This window comes from uncultured Roseovarius sp. (genome assembly GCF_947489715.1).
GTDB lineage: Bacteria > Pseudomonadota > Alphaproteobacteria > Rhodobacterales > Rhodobacteraceae > Roseovarius.
The window spans coordinates 152,116-169,234 of record NZ_CANLER010000011.1 but is presented as its reverse complement, the minus strand read 5'-3'; the positions used below and the strand labels follow the sequence as shown (position 1 = coordinate 169,234).

Annotated in this window: 15 protein-coding genes; 9 read left to right on the top strand and 6 right to left on the bottom strand. The window is 54.1% G+C overall.

The annotated features are described in order from the left end of the window. Both Q1B27_RS21780 and Q1B27_RS21775 read left to right on the top strand, forming a co-directional pair. Positions 1 to 624: tyrosine-type recombinase/integrase (locus Q1B27_RS21780; protein WP_299851139.1), on the top strand; the 624-nt coding region annotated here is incomplete at its 5' end. A 22-nt stretch (positions 625 to 646) separates the two neighbouring features. Beyond that, positions 647 to 1,237, top strand: a complete 591-nt coding sequence (locus Q1B27_RS21775; protein ID WP_299851136.1) for a hypothetical protein — start codon at positions 647 to 649, stop codon at positions 1,235 to 1,237. A gap of 87 nt (positions 1,238 to 1,324) precedes the next feature. Here Q1B27_RS21775 and repC read toward each other — a convergent pair whose 3' ends face one another. The 4 genes from repC to Q1B27_RS21755 all read right to left on the bottom strand — a co-directional run bounded on the left by repC (position 1,325) and on the right by Q1B27_RS21755 (position 6,109). Beyond that, complete coding sequence (gene repC / locus Q1B27_RS21770; protein ID WP_299851133.1) at positions 1,325 to 2,563, bottom strand: plasmid replication protein RepC; 1,239 nt, start codon at positions 2,561 to 2,563, stop codon at positions 1,325 to 1,327. Between the two features lie 178 nt (positions 2,564 to 2,741). Continuing rightward, complete coding sequence (gene repB, locus Q1B27_RS21765) at positions 2,742 to 3,761, bottom strand: plasmid partitioning protein RepB (RefSeq protein WP_299851130.1); 1,020 nt, start codon at positions 3,759 to 3,761, stop codon at positions 2,742 to 2,744. After that, positions 3,758 to 4,945 carry a plasmid partitioning protein RepA gene (gene repA / locus Q1B27_RS21760; RefSeq protein ID WP_299851127.1) on the bottom strand — a complete coding sequence of 396 codons (1,188 nt, stop codon included), beginning with the start codon at positions 4,943 to 4,945 and terminating at the stop codon, positions 3,758 to 3,760. Before repA ends, repB begins: the two co-directional genes overlap by 4 nt. A gap of 462 nt (positions 4,946 to 5,407) precedes the next feature. Next, complete coding sequence (locus Q1B27_RS21755) at positions 5,408 to 6,109, bottom strand: sulfite exporter TauE/SafE family protein (protein ID WP_299851172.1); 702 nt, start codon at positions 6,107 to 6,109, stop codon at positions 5,408 to 5,410. Positions 6,110 to 6,270: 161 nt separating this feature from the next. Here Q1B27_RS21755 and Q1B27_RS21750 point away from each other — a divergent pair, with 161 nt between their 5' ends. Continuing rightward, a complete protein-coding gene (locus Q1B27_RS21750; protein WP_299851124.1) occupies positions 6,271 to 6,906 on the top strand; it encodes a LysR family transcriptional regulator in 636 nt (211 codons plus the stop codon). A 260-nt stretch (positions 6,907 to 7,166) separates the two neighbouring features. Here the strand turns inward: Q1B27_RS21750 and Q1B27_RS21745 are convergent, their stop codons facing one another. Further along, positions 7,167 to 8,057, bottom strand: coding sequence for a LysR substrate-binding domain-containing protein (locus Q1B27_RS21745; protein ID WP_299851122.1), 891 nt, complete (start codon positions 8,055 to 8,057; stop codon positions 7,167 to 7,169). A gap of 111 nt (positions 8,058 to 8,168) precedes the next feature. On the opposite strand from Q1B27_RS21745, the gene Q1B27_RS21740 reads away from it, so the two are divergent. The 4 genes from Q1B27_RS21740 (at position 8,169) to Q1B27_RS21725 (ending at position 13,626) form a co-directional block, all read left to right on the top strand. Continuing rightward, entirely contained in the window at positions 8,169 to 9,155 is a 987-nt protein-coding gene (locus Q1B27_RS21740; protein WP_299851119.1) for a TAXI family TRAP transporter solute-binding subunit, read from the top strand. A gap of 76 nt (positions 9,156 to 9,231) precedes the next feature. Continuing rightward, positions 9,232 to 11,604 (top strand): TRAP transporter fused permease subunit, encoded by a 2,373-nt coding sequence (locus tag Q1B27_RS21735; protein WP_299851116.1) that lies wholly within the window; start codon positions 9,232 to 9,234, stop codon positions 11,602 to 11,604. A 2-nt stretch (positions 11,605 to 11,606) separates the two neighbouring features. Further along, on the top strand, positions 11,607 to 12,878 hold the full coding sequence (locus Q1B27_RS21730) for a M20/M25/M40 family metallo-hydrolase (protein WP_299851113.1): 1,272 nt from the start codon (positions 11,607 to 11,609) through the stop codon (positions 12,876 to 12,878). Next, positions 12,871 to 13,626 (top strand): sulfite exporter TauE/SafE family protein, encoded by a 756-nt coding sequence (locus Q1B27_RS21725; RefSeq protein WP_299851110.1) that lies wholly within the window; start codon positions 12,871 to 12,873, stop codon positions 13,624 to 13,626. The genes Q1B27_RS21730 and Q1B27_RS21725 overlap by 8 nt, the downstream gene beginning before the upstream one ends. A 16-nt stretch (positions 13,627 to 13,642) precedes the next feature. On the opposite strand, the gene Q1B27_RS21720 is transcribed toward Q1B27_RS21725, so the two are convergent. Further along, the gene (locus tag Q1B27_RS21720) at positions 13,643 to 14,335 is read right to left on the bottom strand and encodes a TetR/AcrR family transcriptional regulator (protein ID WP_299851107.1); all 693 of its coding nucleotides are present in this window, start codon (positions 14,333 to 14,335) and stop codon (positions 13,643 to 13,645) included. 92 nt (positions 14,336 to 14,427) lie between these two features. Between Q1B27_RS21720 and Q1B27_RS21715 the strand changes: the two genes are divergently transcribed. Beyond that, complete coding sequence (locus Q1B27_RS21715; protein ID WP_299851104.1) at positions 14,428 to 16,164, top strand: ABC transporter substrate-binding protein; 1,737 nt, start codon at positions 14,428 to 14,430, stop codon at positions 16,162 to 16,164. Between the two features lie 413 nt (positions 16,165 to 16,577). Further along, positions 16,578 to 16,976, top strand: a complete 399-nt coding sequence (locus Q1B27_RS21710) for a Rid family hydrolase (RefSeq protein WP_299851101.1) — start codon at positions 16,578 to 16,580, stop codon at positions 16,974 to 16,976. The last annotated feature ends 143 nt before the right edge of the window (positions 16,977 to 17,119 follow it).

Genomic DNA, 17,119 nt, shown 5'->3' with positions numbered 1-17,119 from the left:
CTGCCCGAGGATATTCTGGCCATGGTGGCCACCCTGCCCTTTGATCTACGCGGGATGCGAGACCGGGCGATCCTGCTTCTGGGCTTTGCCGGCGGATTGCGGCGATCCGAGATTGTCAGCCTCGATGTTGGCAAGGATGACACCCTGGAAAGTGGCGGCTGGCTTGAGATCATCGAAGGTAAAGACGGCGGCGCCCTGCTCACACTGAATGCCAAAACCGGCTGGCGCGAGGTCGAGATCGGCCGCGGCTCGTCGGACCAGACCTGCCCGGTGCATGCACTGGAACAATGGCTGCATTTCGCGAAGATCGACTTTGGCCCGGTCTTCGTGCGCACCTCTCGCGACGGTAAACGCGCGCTGGAGGCCCGGCTCAATGATAAGCACGTCGCCCGCCTCATCAAAAGCACAGTGCTGAAAAGCGGCATCCGCGCTGAGCTGCCCGAAAAGGAACGCCTGGCCCTCTTCTCGGGACACTCCTTGCGCGCCGGGCTCGCCAGCAGCGCAGAAGTCGACGAACGCTACGTCCAGAAACAGCTCGGCCACGTCTCCGCCGAGATGACCCGGCGCTATCAGCGCCGCCGCGACCGGTTCCGGGTGAACCTGACCAAAGCCGCGGGGCTCTGAGGCGATGAGGAAACCCGGCTCCATGAAAGGCCTTGAGGAGCTTGGCCGCGTGCGGTTGAGTCCGAATTTCTACCTGCGGGATTTCTTGATGTCGGAGATCGCCAATTTCTACGGCATCCCAAACATCCCGGAGACCCCGGATCTTGCGATCGAGACGGGCACGCAACTCTGCACCAAACTGCTGGAACCGCTACAGAGCAAGTTTGGCCGCATCGCCGTTCGGTCGGGCTACCGGTCGGCCAAGGTGACGGGGTTCGGCAATGCGCGCAAACAAGGCGCAAGCGTCAAAACCAATGCGGCCTATCACATCTGGGACATGCTGGATGGCAGCGGCCACAAAGGCGCTGCCGCTTGCGTTGTCATTCCCAAATTCGCTGATCGCTACGCCGAAGGCGCGGACTGGCGATCTCTCGCCTGGTGGATCCATGATCACCTGCCCTATTCGCATCTGGAGTTCTATCCCAAGCTCTGCGCCTTCAACATCCACTGGAACGAAGCGCCAAGACGCCGGATCGACAGTTTTATCAATCCCAGGGGCTGCCTGACCAAACCCGGGATGGAAAACCATGGCGGCAATCACGGTGAATGGTATTCCGGGTTGGGTCAGACCTAGAACTTCTGCCATGAGTTCACAGCTGTGAACCAAGCAATTCACCATTTGAAAGCGCCATCACCAAAGCAGTTCACAACTGTGAACATCTCAGGCCGCATCGCGTCGCATCAGTGCCATGACCATCGGTCCGCAGGAAAACGCTCCAACGGCAGCTTTGTCCGTAAGCGATCGTAAATAACCACCGGGCGACTGGATCTCCGCAAACCTTTCGAGCATCGCCACCACGACAACCGCTGCTTCCTCAGGACCCATGTGGCGCTTGGCGTCGTCCCAAGCCGACGGAGAAATACCCATCATCGGGCGGAGAATATCGGCAACTCTTACCAAATCGTGCCAGTGGCGCACGGGGCTTTCACAATAGGTTCGGAATTCCCGGCACGCCGCAAGGACAAGACCGAGCGGGATGTTCGGTAACTTATCATCGCCAATATCAGGCGGCTCCAAATCTTCCTCATCATCCCTTTCGGTATCTTTTGTAGCTGATGGGGTAGGGACCAACGCATCGCCAGCGCCCTCTGCTTTTTCTAAGCAAGGTTCAAAATCATAAGAGTCTTTATTTGAATTCTGACAGTGCTGCTCGATATCATCATCACTGGTGCTCATTTCTTCTGTTTCAGATGGATCAATGCGGTCGCGGGCCTCGTTCAGGGCGAGACTGAGATCTCCCTCGATCCGTTTTAGCTCGGCCATATCCAGTTTGCGCCGGAGATCGCGGGCCACGAGCACCGCAATGTCTGAAAAACGGTCCCATACCCCCAGATCAGGGCGCTGCGCACGGCCATATTCCGCTAGGCCGGCCAGATCACGCCTCATCAGGCTCACAGTGGCGCGCAGGCGCTTGTAGCGCTCCTCGGCGGCCCGGACGGCCTCGGCGGCCTCACAGACCTCCTGAAAGCGCCGGACGAGCGGTGAGAGGTCGAAGCCGAAGGCAATCTTGTCGTCGCCATAGCGCCGGGCATAGCGTTTGCCGTTGGGGCTGTCGCGGCGCACGACAAAGCCGATCTGCACCAGGTTGCCGAGATGCCGGCGCATGGTCGAGCAGGGCATGCCGTTCAAACGCTCACAGATCGCCTTGTTCGACGGATGCACAATCAGATTGTCTTCATTGCCGCCGAGGATCGTGCCGGGATGAAAACTGACAAGCGCCTGAAGCACCGACATATCCCGATCCGAGAGGCCAAAGGCCACGCGGGCAGCAGCCAGCTCGCGCAGCGCCTCCCACTTGTTGGCGCCGGTGGGCGGCAGGTCCTGCTGAGCTGCCGCCTGATGTTTCAGAATGGCAGCATCCACTGTTCGCCTGAACGGCGTTACGGGGGTGTAGTCCATTTTTGCATCACGAAGACAAAGAAAATACGGCCCGCGAATCACTTTGGACTTGCGAAAAAAGGCTCCGGGCACTAGCTTGAGAGTGTGAGAAACAAGTTAGGGTCTCGTGGAGCGGTGTCTTTGCGGGACCTTTTCTTTGGCCTGATCGTGCCTCCTTTTTTTTAGTTTCTGCTCTTCCTCAGTCTTCCGAGCGCTGTAGCCAGCGCCCGTGAAGCTCTTCTATCAACTCCTGTGCCTCCGCCTCGACCCAGTCAGCAAAGGCGCCATTCTCAAGGCTGATGGACAGGCCTTTGGCGGTGCGTTTGACCGATCCGCCGCGACGACCTGCAAGCTTGAGTGCGAAACTGCTTGAGCGGGCAGGGGAGGGGGGTTTTGCCTCGGTCCGAGCACTTTTCCCCACGGCTTTGGCGACGGCCTCGAAGGCCAGCACGGAGGGATCTTCGAACGGTCCGCTTTCCTCGACCACCATCGCGACGGCGGCTTTGTCGTGCGCCTCGTTCGCGAGGCGGGTGAGTTTGCCCTGATCCGCGCTGGTTTCCTCGATCGCCTTGCCTAGAGCCTCCCATTTCGGACGGCCGATGCCATGGGCCGGGCCAATGGCGCGCGCCAGGTCGGTACCAACCATGTCTACGACCGCAAGGGCCATGGAGATCGCGGATTTGGTGACGGTCAGCACCTCTGCAACCTGTGATTGTGTTCCGAAGCCCGATTTGACCAGTTCCTGCGCGAACAGAGCCTTTTCGATATAGGACAGATCGCGCCGCGCCATGTTTTCGGAAATCTGCGCCCTGAGGGCCGCGTCTTCGTCGAGATTGGCGACAAGCGCGCGGACCTTTGCCACCTTATCGGAGCCACGGATTGCTTCGAGCCGGCGCCGTCCATAGACCAACAGGTATTGGTCGGCGTCACTTGGGTGACGGCGCACCAGGATCGGCACGGTCTGGCCGTTTGCCTCGATCGCATCGCGCAAATCGTGCACGTCCGCTGGATTCAGCCGGTCGGCCATTCGGTCATCAGTGATTGTGGCCGGGTCCAACTCCCAGACGTGGTGGGCATCAACCGCATCGCGGGCCGAACGCAGCGCGCGGTTCGAGGACATCATCGGCGTCGTCACCGTGGAAGGCGGGGCAGGGGAGGGAGCCCCGGCACCTGCGAGGCTGTCGAGCATCGACATGCGTTTTTTCTTGCTGCTGGTCATGGGCGCCCCCAGGTCTGCTGAATCAATCCGGCGATTTCGTCATTGACGGCGTTCAGGCTTTCGATGGCCCGGTCATAGGTGGTGCGGGTGAAGGCGCTGCGTTCGACCTCGTAAAGCGTCTGCTTGGTCAGGCCGGCGTCGGAGATAGCGGTGGATTTGAGCATCGGCGCGTTCAGCACCGCGTCGCCATACATGGTGCGCAGGAAGGCGACGATGCGGTTTTGCGGCGCGTCGGCGGGCTCGTATCGGGTGAGGACGTAGCGCATCCAGTCATGGGACATGTCGGCGCCGCTTTCGGCGATAACGTCCATCAGATCAGCCGTCATGCGCAGGAATTGCGACATCGACATCACGTCGAGCATTTCGGGGTGAATGGTGACCAGCACGCCGGTGGCGGCCGAAAGCGCCGACATGGTGAGGAAGCCGAGCTGCGGCGGGCAGTCGATCACCACCACGTCATAGTCCATTTCCACCTGTGTTAGAGCCTCTTTCACCCGAAAAAAGAACAGCCCGGCATTGCCTTGCGCCAGAGCGCGGGGGGTGTCGTGTTCAAACTCCATCAGTTCGAGATTGCCGGGGATCAGGTCGAGATTAGGGATATAGGTCTTGCGGATGACTGAGCGGATCGGATCGGGGTCGTCGTAGCGAATTGCATCATAGAGCGTGCCGCCATCCTCAAGATCAAACTCGGGCTGGACGCCGTGAAGCGCGGTAAGCGAGGCCTGCGGATCAAGGTCGATGGCCAGGACTCTGTAGCCGCCGAGCGCCAGGCGTTGCGCCAGATGGGCGGAGGTCGTGGTTTTGCCGGAGCCGCCCTTGAAGTTCATCACGCCGATGACCTGAAGGTGGTCGCCTTCACGCCGTCCCGGCAGGTAATCGCCGGGTTTGCGAGCGGTTTTTTCCAGGAGCTCGCGCAGGGCCAGGATGTCCTGCGCCGAATAATGGCGGCGGTTGCCCGGCGTCAGTTCGGGGGAGGGGCCCTTGCCATCGAGATGCAGTTTGCGCAGATAGGAATCGTTTACGCCCAGAAGCGCCGCTGCCTCACCGGAGGTGAATGTGCGCATGGTCTTTTCGGCATCGGGGGGAAATAGGCTTTCACGCTGCGTATGCAGCTGGCTTGCCAGCCATTCCGAATGCTGCCGGATCACAGCATTCAGGTCGTCCTGCGCGAATACCTTGTTCATCTGCCCTCTCATCTCCGTGTCGTGTTCACGGAAACTGACGTTTATCGCCTCTTTTCCGTGACTATTGTCTCAAGAGGCAGATTCGCGCAAGGATTTTCTACATCTAGTAGCTGATACTTGCCGAAGATACTACGTTACCCAAGCCGGCTTGGGTGGTTCTGGATCAACCGAACCATCCAGGATCGCGCTGAATGCCATGCACCCCAACACCCCGAAATGCAGAGGAGTATTGCATCAGCCGAATTTCGTGTGCGTCGCAGCGGCCTGCGGTCAACAGACCAATCGGCGCAATATGAAAAAGCACTAGTTAGCAGCTAGCGAAATGAATGAAGACAGTACTGGAAAACAAATTTGGACGACGATCTTCTATGCTGACATTGGTCATAGCCTCATTGGATGGCCGCAATGCGGACGAGGTTAGCTTTCGCTCCAGAGATTCCAATGACGGCTTTTCCAACTGGACTACCCTGTCGCAGACTTGATCAAGAGTAGAATGGCTCCGATTGACGCTATGGATAGCATCAGGATGCGTCCCATGGCTCGCGTCACGTATCGCCGGGTATATTTTCCAATGCCGAAACCTATCAACAATCCTGGCAAGAGCATCAGGCCGTCCATCGCCAATTTGAAGTTAAAGGCTCCGGCATAGGTCAACGCAACAAGCGAAGTGATATAGGAGAAGGTGAAGACAAGCGCCATTGTCGGCCGTGTTTTTTCCAATTGCTCGTTCTGATACATGATGACGAGCGGCGCGCCGGGGATGCCTGACGTCGACCCCATCGCTCCGACGGCCATGCCGCAAATCGACAGGTTGCGCGTTGTTAATGGTTGCGCCTTGGCGAAGAGAGAAATCGCCACCGCCAGCAAGATCAGGATGGCAAACAGGATGGCAAGCGAGTCACTGGGAATGCGGGTCAATATCGCAGCACCTACAAGTGTCCCGATTAATATCGTCGGAAACAACGTCACTACTTCGCGTCTGACCACATAAGAATGTCCATCGCCGAGCATGAAAAGCGATAGAAACAGGTTTACAAACAACATCGGCCCCGGGACGAATTCCAGACTGACCAGTGCCAGCAAGGGGGCCGCGATCATGGCAAATCCCATACCTGTGGATGTTTGCACAAGGGACGCCACAACCACAGCACAGTTTGCGATCATGTAAGGTAAGAGCGAGTGACTCAACTCCATCGTATAATCCTAAAATGAATGAGTTTTTCACCCTTCGTAAGCTTCGCACTGCCACCAATCAAACCAGATTTCTTGACGTCATGAATTAGAAATTCTAAGCCATTAACAATGCTGACTTTCAAGGAAAGCGAATGAGCCACCGATTACCACCACTGAATGGTTTGCGTGCTTTCGAGGCATCCGCTCGCCATCTCAGTTTCAAGACCGCTGCACGCGAGCTTGGTGTAACTCCTGGTGCAGTGAGCCAGCAGGTCAAAAACTTGGAAGGTACATTGGGTGTCAATCTCTTCAGGCGGCTCCCGCGTGGTCTTTTGCTGACAGAAGTAGGCAGTGCTTACTTGCCTGAACTAAGTCGCGCCTTTCGGATCATTTCCAAGTCAACCGAAGCAGTTGCGCCAGCACTGACGAACAGGAAATTGCAGATCGGTGTTAGTGAAAAACTCAGTCAGTACCTGCCTGCAAATTGGCCAAAATGTTGCGTGGACCTTCTATCGCATGTCACGCGCCCGATCAAGGCGAACGATCCGGAGCTGGTTCGTTCAGGAGAGATCGACGGTCTACTTCTCCTGGAACGGATCCATACCCGTGGCTTGAGCAACGAAGCCGTCGCATCCATCTGTGATCAAGGCACTGATCGGAATATCTTCTTCGTCTGCTCCATCGGACTGGCAGGCTGCAGCCAATCGCGCGCTCTAGTCTCGTCACTCGTTGATACTTTTTCTGAGCCGGTAGCGAATGCAAGCTTCGCCGACAACGAACGCGATTGATCGGATATGCGTTCCCGGCCCAGCATTTGTCACTTTGGGCTTAACCGCAATTTTGCCGCACATAAAGCAAATGGCCGTTTCTGGAATTCTCACCTCTTATTGAACTTGAGTCGGAAGGGCAGGGGGGGACAAATTTCGAATTCGCTGCGACGCGACACATATCCGGATTTGATGGTGTAGCGGACCTCCGGGCACCACTGCGGTTAAATTTATATTGGGAAAACGATAAATCAATAAAGTTTCCCGTAATGACAGAAGCTTCATTGATCCGCTAAATGCTTCGACAACTCCGTTGTCAACAAATCCAGAAATGCTGCGGTGACTTTAGACGTGGGTTTGTCCTGGGGCGTCAGAACGCCGATCTGATACTGGATTGACGGCTCAAATGGAATCCCGACCAATCCGTCATCAAACCCCTGACTGTTGATCGGATCAACGAGTGCTACGGCGTTACCAGACCTTACGAATTCAATCAGCGATGCAAAGTACTGAGCTTCCAGGACAACATTCCATTGTGCTTTCGCTTCTGTGAAAGCCCTGGCGATCTGATAGGTCGTCATGTGATCGCGAAACAGCGCTACAAAAGGTACGTGATCCAAGTCTCTCGGTGTAAGGAGTTTATGCTTAGCCAATGGGTGATTTCGCGCCACGATACAATGGCAGACATAGGTAAATTCTTCTGCATCGACACCGGCAAACTGTGATGGTTTCTCCGCAATTGCGATATCAAACATCTGGCTGGGAAGCTGTTCAATGACCACGTGTGAACTTCTCGAGAGTAGCCGGACTTTCACGTTTTCACGGGTTTCCAAAAACCGGTTGATGAGCCTCGGCAAAAATTTGAGTGAAACGCCAGGGAAGGCAGAAATGGTCAGATGGCCTGTCTCTCCTTGCCGCAACCGCGTTGCGGCTTCATTTGCCCGGACGACCGCCTCCAGCAGCCTTTGAGCATCCTCGTAAAAGATCAGCGCTTCTGGTGTCGGCTGCAGACGTCCTGACTTGCGTAAAAACAGCTGGAAACCCAATCGATGTTCCAGTGTAGCGATCGTATTGCTGACCGCTGGTTGCGAAATTCCCAACATTTGCGAAGCCCGCGTCATGGTTCCGGCGGTCATAATCGCTTGAAAGCATTCAATTTCTCGAATTTGCATATCTTAAATCATAACAATTAGTTATATTTAATCCAACTAAAATTATTAGATTTGATTGCCTGCTGACCGTAATTTTCCCGCGTATCAGAACGAAACTCGTGGGAGGAAAGAATGAAAAATCTTCTGGCTACAGCATTAATCGCTGCTCTGGTGACGCTTGGGGTGTCTGAGCCCGCACAAGCTGAAACCAAATTCATCACGATCGGAACGGGAGGTCCGACCGGCGTTTACTTCGTGGCGGGTAACGCAATCTGCCGCATGATCCATAAGGAAGCCGCCGAAGGGCGTAAGGAAGGCCGAAAGCATGGTTTCCGATGCGCGGCACCGTCAAGCAACGGCTCAACCTACAACCTTGCGCAAATATCGCAGGGTGAGTTTGAGTTTGGTGTTTCGCAATCTGACTGGCAATACTATGCCGTCAACGGAACATCCGACAAGGTTGTCAACGACGAAGGATTTCGAGCGGTGTTCTCAGTGCACCCCGAGCCGTTTCAGCTGATTGTCGCTGCGGATTCCGGCATCAATTCCTGGATGGATCTTGAAGGCAAGAAATTGAACATCGGAAATCCCGGTTCTGGCCAGCGCGGCACGACTGAATTGTTGATGGAGCGATATGGGACCGACAGGGACTTCTTTGGCCTGGTGACAGAAATGACATCCTCCGAGCATTCAAACGCCCTTTGTGACGGAAACATCGATGCCTTCACTTACGTGGTCGGTGTGCCCAACTCGGGTGTGGCAGTGGCGACCGAGGGTTGCGGCGCGCAGATAGTGACACTCGATACTGAGGTCGAGCAAAGGTTGATTGAAGAACGTCCGTTTTATGCCGCGACCAACATACCAGCAGGCGTCTACTCCTCTCAGAAAGATGACGTGACTACATTCGGAGGTTACGCAACGATCGTCTCGCACGAAAATGTAGATCCGGATGTTGTGTACGAAGTCGTTCGCGCGGTCTTTGAAAACCTGGACGATTTCCGCGGCTTACATCCTGCATTCGCAAATCTCGACCCCGAAAGTATGATCAACAATGGCAACTCTGCCCCGCTTCATGAAGGTGCCGCGCGGTACTACCGCGAAAAAGGCTGGATCGAATAACCTCTTCCTCCCGATCGATCCACAAAGGTCTCTGTCGGTAAGGCAGAGACCGATCTAAATTACCGGGGAAAGTGTCATGTCCGACAAGTCATTACAGCAAGAAGCGGTCGAAGAAGCTCTGAAAGTCGAGCGGAGCGACTATTTTGGAGCCTGGCCTAAGACGTTTATCACAGTTGCGGCGCTTTGGTCTTTGTACCAGCTCTGGATTGCTTCACCGATACCGTATGCGATTGGATGGGGTATTTTTGTGGATTTACCCGCGCGCGGAGTGCATTTGGCGTTTGGCTTGTTTCTCTGTTTTCTTCTTTTCCCTGCAAAATTTGAAGAAAAGCGTGACGGAAAAGCCTGGTTCAGTTTGGTACTGGCCATTGTCGCCGGACTAAGCGCGCTCTACGTCTATTTCGGGTATGACGGCATTGTGCTTCGGGCCGGTATTCTGCTCAATCTAGATTTTTTGGGATTTAGCATCCCTATAGAGGTCATCATTTCAGCCATCGGAATGCTTCTTTTGCTGGAAGCCACCCGTCGAGGCGTCGGTTTGCCTCTCGTGATCGTCTGCGGCGTCTTTATGATCTATTCGCTGTTTGGCCCCTATATGCCCGAGATTATCTCACATAGAGGTGTCTCAATTGCCCGCATGGTTGGATATAACTGGCTGACCAGTGAAGCGATTTTTGGCATCCCGATTGCTGTTTCACTGAGCTATGTGTTTCTGTTCGTCCTTTTCGGTGCCTTCATGGACACAGCCGGTGCCGGAAAGTTCTTTCTTGATATGTCTTTCGCTGCTGTAGGCAAATACCGAGGGGGCCCCGCCAAAGCGGCTATTCTGGCTTCTGGTCTGACCGGTATGATTTCAGGATCGTCAATTGCCAACACGGTCACCACAGGCGCGTTCACTATACCAGTGATGAAAAAGACCGGTTTCCCTGGTGACAAGGCGGGCGCGATTGAGGTTTCCGCCTCGATCAACGGTCAACTTATGCCGCCGATCATGGGGGCATCAGCCTTTATCATCGCTGAGTTTATTGGGATTTCCTATTACGATGTGATCGTGCACGCGATGATCCCGGCCTTTATCGCCTACCTCTCTCTGTTCTACATCTCGCACCTTGAAAGCCTGAAAATGGGGCTAGTCGGTCTGCCAAAATCAGATTTGCCTGCAATGAGGAAGACGTTCAAGGAAGGTGCGTATTTCCTCATCCCGATCGGAATGCTGGTCTATCTGCTTCTGGTGAAACGATGGAGCCCGGGCAGTGCCGTGTTCTGGTCGATCATGATGATGGCGGGTATCATCATGCTGCAACAGATGATGCTAGCGCGTCAACATGGGTTGTCCGTACTGAAAGGACTTCGGTCTGGCGGAATCATCGTCTTCTACTCACTCGTAGCGGGTGCCAAATCCATGACCGCCGTTACGGCTGCGGTTGGTGCAGCGGGCATAATTGTTGGCATCGTATCTTCGACCGGCTTGAACAACGCCATGCTCGGCATTGTCGAGGCGCTATCGCAGGGCAACATCTACATCCTGTTGTTCCTGGTGGCCGTGGTTAGCATCATTCTGGGAATGGGGTTACCGACAACTGCAAACTACATCGTTGTCGCATCGCTGATGGCCGGTGTGATGGTTGAGCTTGGTAACGCCTCAGGTCTTGTGCTGCCGTTGATTGCAGTGCACCTCTACGTGTTCTACTTTGGGCTCATGGCGGATGCGACACCACCAGTTTGTCTGGCGGCTTTCGCGGCTTCGGCAATCTCAGGTGCCGATCCGATGAAAACGGGTATTCAGTCATTTAAGTACGCTATCCGTACCGCGATTTTGCCTGTTGTGTTTATCTTCAACCCCGAACTTTTGTTGGTAGGCGTTGAGAGCGTCTGGCACGGTATCATGGTCTTTGTTGTCGCGTTGATGGCGATATTTGCCTTTTCGTCCCTGACGCTGCAGTGGATGTTTGTGCGTCTCAAACTAGTCGAAGTCTTGTTGCTCGTATTCGTTGTGATCGGCCTTTTCCGTCCAGACTTCGTACTGGATCGTTTCAGCCCAGCATTTAACGATGTTCCGTTGGCTCAAGTTGCGGCAAATGAAACGTCGGTTGAGGCGGGACAAAAAGTGCGTCTCTACGTTACTCGTGAGACCGAATATGGCGATCGTTTCAAACTGTTTACGGCGACGGTGCCTGAAGCGTCTAAGGATGTTCTGGCGGCCGTTGGATTATCGCTTGATACCGAAGATGACGGACGTACAAGTGTCTCTGACATTGCCTTTAATGGACCTGCCGAACAGCTCGGGATCAGCTGGGGAGACTATGTGACCTCTGTTGGTCTCGAACAGTCTGGGCGCATGCCAAAGGAAATCATCTACATATTCGGTATTTTGGCCTACGCCGCTGTTGTCGTGATGCAGCGTCGTAGGTTGAGGAAAATCGAGCAAACTGACCTAGTGGAAGCGTAACAATGGAAGCGAATGTAACCAAGAGAGATTTGCGCAACGAGATCAAGTTATGGCTCAACAACAATCGCGACGAGGTCGTTGATCTGACACTTCGTCTGGTACAAATCAAAAGCCAGCAACCCGAGGGAGATGTTCGGGCAATGGCAGACGAAATCGAAACCATTGCTGCAACGATCCCAGGCGTTGAAGTCGAACGCATTGTCTCCGAAGAACCAGTGCATAACCTTGTTATCCGGCTCCGCGGAAACCGGCCTGGAAAACGCCTAATCTTTAACGGTCACATGGATACGTTTCCCGTTGGAGATTTATCCGGATGGACGCGAGACCCCGAAGGTGAAGTAGACGGCGACAGAGCCTATGGGCTGGGTATTTCCGACATGAAAGGTGGTATCGCGGCCAGTCTGTTGGCCATGAAATGTCTCGCCGAGACAGGTGCGGATTTTCCCGGCGAAATCGTCGGCACTTTTGTCGGCGATGAGGAAACCATGGGGGTGCTTGGAACCCAATACCTGCTCGAAAATGTATCACATGCGAGGGGAGATGCCATGATCAGTGGCGACGTAGGTTCTCCGCACATATTGCGCTTTGGTGAGAAAGGGATGATCTGGGCAAAGGTCACGGCGAAAGGCAGATCGACACACGCGGCGCATGTCCACAAGGGAGATAGCGCGATTGAAAAGCTGACGGCGGTCATGGAAAGCTTCAAATCCTTGCGGTCATTTCCTGTCGACACCGCCGGTAACAACGTTGTGCCAATGATCGACCATTGGTCTGAGAAATCGGAACGCTTGTCGGGCGAAGGTGAGACGAAAGTTTTGAAGAGCGTCTCTGTCACCTTTGGCACCATCGGTGGGGGAAGGTTGTCAAATCTAGTCGCAGACCGGGCGGAGTTTTCCTGCGACATTCGACTTCCGGTTGGCGTTACGGTCGATCAGGTTGAAACCGAGATGACACGCATCTGCGATGCCGCCGAAGACCTCGAACTTGAAATCACTCGCCGCTACGAACCCAGTTGGACAGCGCCAGACCATCCGGTGATAGAAGCAGTACGTCAGAACTGCACCACTGTTCTTGGGGAAGAACCGGCGGTAACCATGCGTGTCGGGGCATCGGATGCGCGGCTATACCGCTATGCAGGTGTCCCAACCGTTGTGTGCGGTCTGATGGCCTTTAACCTCGGGGCCCCTGATGAGCACATCATGCTCGATGAGCTCTATGCCCTCGTCGATATTTTCGCATTGTCTGCGCACGACTACCTGGTAGGCGATGCTTGATATCACAATTATTGCAGTCGCTGCGTTTTTTGCGGGCATCCTAAATGCAATCGCCGGTGGAGGCAGCTTTCTTACATTCCCGGCGCTTGTCTTCGTCGGTGTTCCTCCCATACCTGCGAATGCGACAAGCGCAGTCGCGGTGTTTCCTGGGTATCTGAGCGGCGCTGCTGGATTCCTTGCTGAAATTCGTGCCTTTGATCGGCGAGAGCTATTCACTCTTCTGGGTTTATCGATCTTGGGAGGCGTCTTAGGCGCCGTGCTATTGCTCGTAACACCGTCAACAGTGTTCAGCTTTATTGTCCCGTGGCTCTTGCTTTTTGCAACTTTGCTCTTCGCATTCGATAAGAAAATTCGCACTTGGACCAGAAGTGACCAAGGCGCGAACCCTGTTGGAAAAACAGTGGCTACATTGGCAGTCGCTACCTATGGCGGGTATTTCAATGGCGGGCTGGGAATTGTCTTGCTTGCGTTGTTTGCAGGTCTGGGGTTTCGCGAAATCAACTTGATGAACGGTCTCAAGAATGCGCTGTCCTTCATCTTGTCTGGGGCGTCGGTAGTGACATTCTTGATTGCAGGAATTGTCTATATGAAAGAGGCGGCCATCATGATGATTGCGGCAACAGTCGGTGGCTACGTAGGCGCAAGACTGGCCAGGAGATTACCGGTAACCGTTATACGGGCGATCGTGATCATGGTTGGCGTAGGAATGACAGTATTTTTCTGGCTACGAAATTATGGTTTGCACTGAACTCTGAGTACTTCATTTAGTCGCATGCATCCGATTGCCGTTCCAGATATCTACGCACATCCGAAATTCCCTTTAGCCCCAGCATATCAAGCCGGTCTACCAAAATTTCTGCGTAGTAAGGAACGTTTTCCAAGCGCTCCTCTTTAGTCTCAACGATCTGCATCGCGTAGTATCCAGTCTGATGGAAATACATCACGCGCGCTCTAATCAGCGCGGATTTGCCTTTGAAACCCAAGGCAACAAACATATTGCGTAGTTGCTCAATTCTGAATTCTTCTACGTGCCGCAAGACTTCGGCTGTACGCTTGGAGCTATGGGCCCATTCGCGAATTGCATTGTCGTATCTATCATCAATTGCATCTTCCAAAATCAACGCGCGTGTATAGGCTAGATACATTTGCCAACCCTCTGGCCCTGCCTCCTCGAATGCTTTCGTGATCTGATCCGTGTTTCGATGCACCCAATCTTCGCGCACATCCTCCAGCAAGTCTTCAAGCCGGTTGTATTGCCAGTAAAACGCTCCGGTTGTTGCACCCAAAGATGATGCAAGTTTGCGCAGGCTGACGCCGGATATCCCTTCTTTAACAAGAGCCTGACGTGCGGCGATAACCCAGTCGCGGCGGCGAAGCTTATCGGCCTTTTGCTCCTTGGTCCGAGATCTAGGCGACTCTCTCGAAAACTCGATTGAAGGTGATTTCAAGTTTTTCATATTGACTCTGCATATCACATAACACTAGTTATGCAATAGACGTAACGACTGTTATGTTCTGTCTGCAAAGACATAAATCCGGGCCAGCGACATTGGAACAGCGGAGGAAATTCAAAAAGGTCGACGACAATCCTCGCTTCGTTTTCGTCGGACCTTCCGACACTTCCAAAAAATCTGCAGGGCTCAGAATAAGAGAAGCGAAATACAAGGGAGAAACCAAGGCTATGACCAAAAATCAGATGTTAATTGATCGGCTGACAGACGCGGCTCGCGAGCGCAAGATTTCGCGCCGTTCTTTCATGAGTCACGCACTGTCCGCTGGCTTGACAATAACAGCCGCTAGCGCCCTATGGACAAGTGAGGCCAAAGCCGCGCCTGCGCGGGGAGGGACGTTCCGCATTGCCCAGCATGACGGTAACTCAACCGACGGATATGACCCGGCTAAATACGTGTCCTTTGCGGATATCGCGATGGCCCACACGTATCGCGCTTATCTGACCATGATTATGCCCGACCAGACGCTAGGCGGTGATGTGGCTGCCGAATGGTCCGCAACCCCAGATGCGAAGGAGTGGCGCTTCAAGCTCAATGACAACGCGACCTTCCATTCCGGAGGCAAGGTAACAGCCACCGATGTCATCGCGTCTATCAATTACCACCGGGGTGACGGCAACCCGTCCGCCGCGAACTCGTTGCTGACTAGCATTGTCGATATTGTGGATAATGGCGACCACTCGGTCACCTTCAAGCTGGACGCACCGAACGCGGATCTGCCGTGGATCATGCCTGACTATCACCTGCCCATCCTGCCTGCGAAAGCGGATGGGACGATTGATTGGGAGTCTGGTGATGGCTGTGGACCATATGTGCTCAAAAGTTTTGAACCGGGAGTTGGAGCGTATCTGGAACGTCATGAAGGATGGCACGGCGAAGGGGCGTACTTTGATGCCATCGAGATCAAGATCATCAACGATCCAAACGCACGCCAAACCGCGCTGATCACCGGCGATGTTGATGCTTGCAGTCTGCTGGAAAACAAAACAATGGGGTTGTTAAGCCGGAACCAGGACATCATCGTTGACAATGTTCCCTCTGCCTCCTGCATCACCATGCCGATGCACACCAACAAGGCACCGTTCGATAACCCGGATGTGCGGATGGCGCTTAAGCTGGCGATGAACCGCGAAGACATCGTAGAAAAGATCGCCTTTGGCGCGGCGACGGTCGGCAATGATTTTCACCACAATGCGGCGATGCCATATTTCCCGGACGATATCCCGCAACGGGAATATGATCCCGATCAGGCTGCTGCGCTTTGGAAAAAGGCAGGCATGGAAGGACAATCACTCGAAGTCAGAACCGCAGACTCGATCACCACAGGTGCGGTCGACTTGCTGGTTCTCTACTCTGAACATGCCAAGGCCGCGGGAATTGACATCAAACCAATCCGTGAGCCCAACGATGGATACTGGTCTGACGTTTGGCTGAAGAAACCCTGGATGATGTCAAATTGGGGCGCGCGTCCAACGCCCGATGTGATGTACACGCTCACCTATAAGGCCGGTGCGCCGTGGAACGAGAGCTTCTGGGATAACGGCCGTTTCAACGAGTTATTACTCATGGGTAAGGGTGAGTTGGACGATACTAAGCGTGCGGAGATCTACCGTGAAATGGGCATGATCCTACGCGATGATGGCGGCACATTGATCCCGTACTTCCCGAACTACGTGTTCGGACGCCGCAAGAACGTCCAGAACATCGGCCAGGTCGCCGCCAGCTGGGCCATGGACAGCTTCCGTGCCGGCAGCCGTTGGTGGTTTGAAGGCTGATTAGGAGGGAATTAGGTTAGTGCTCCCTGTGCGAAACCTAATTGGCCTTGGCGGGGTTTTCTTCCTACCTCGCCAGGGCTACCGATGTGTCATATCATCCGGTTCATAGCCCGGACTCGACGCACACTTCATGCATTGCGAGCACGGTTGGTGCTGTTACCTACGGCTTCCCCAAAACGAACACTGATCGCTTGTGCAGCATGCATGCAACGGCTTCGACAGGACAACTGACACAGAGCTGCCAACGCTGAGAATTCTGGAGGACAAAACCTCAGCCGACCTTTCCTAAACCAGTTCAAGTGAGTTGGATTGATTAAAACCAAGGCTAAGTAAAGTTTGGACCATTATGTCCACTGCCTTGCAATATCCACCGGACGTCGATTCAAGAAACTAGCTGGAAAGGAAAGGATAAGATGGCAAAAAGGGAGAACTATAGCACGGACCGGACCTATGAAGTTTTGTGTGGTTATTCACGCGGAGTGCGTATTGATGATGCAAAATCTATCATATGTATTGGGGGTACTACATCCACCAATCAGGAATCTCAGGTCCTGCATGTGGGCAAAGCTTACGCTCAGACACGTGAAATATTTGGAACAATCGAGACATCTTTAGAGGCTTTGGGAGCAAGTCTTGGAGACGTCGTCCGTACTCGTATGTTCGTCGTCAATCTTTCTAGCAATCAAGATGATGTTTGCCGCGCCCACAAAGAAGTGTTCGGCGCAATACGCCCGTGTGAGACTATGGTGGGCGTGACAGAGTTATCGCACCCAGACATGCTGGTTGAAATCGAAGTTGATGCGGTCTTTTGAGCTTGCGGCCCAAATGTATGTGCCGGCTGCTGCTCGCATATGATGGTGTTACATCGGGCACAGGATAATCCGGCGGAATTGAGGCAACGACATACAACCCGTCTTGAAACACCGCGGACATGGATTTGATAAGCGCATAAAGG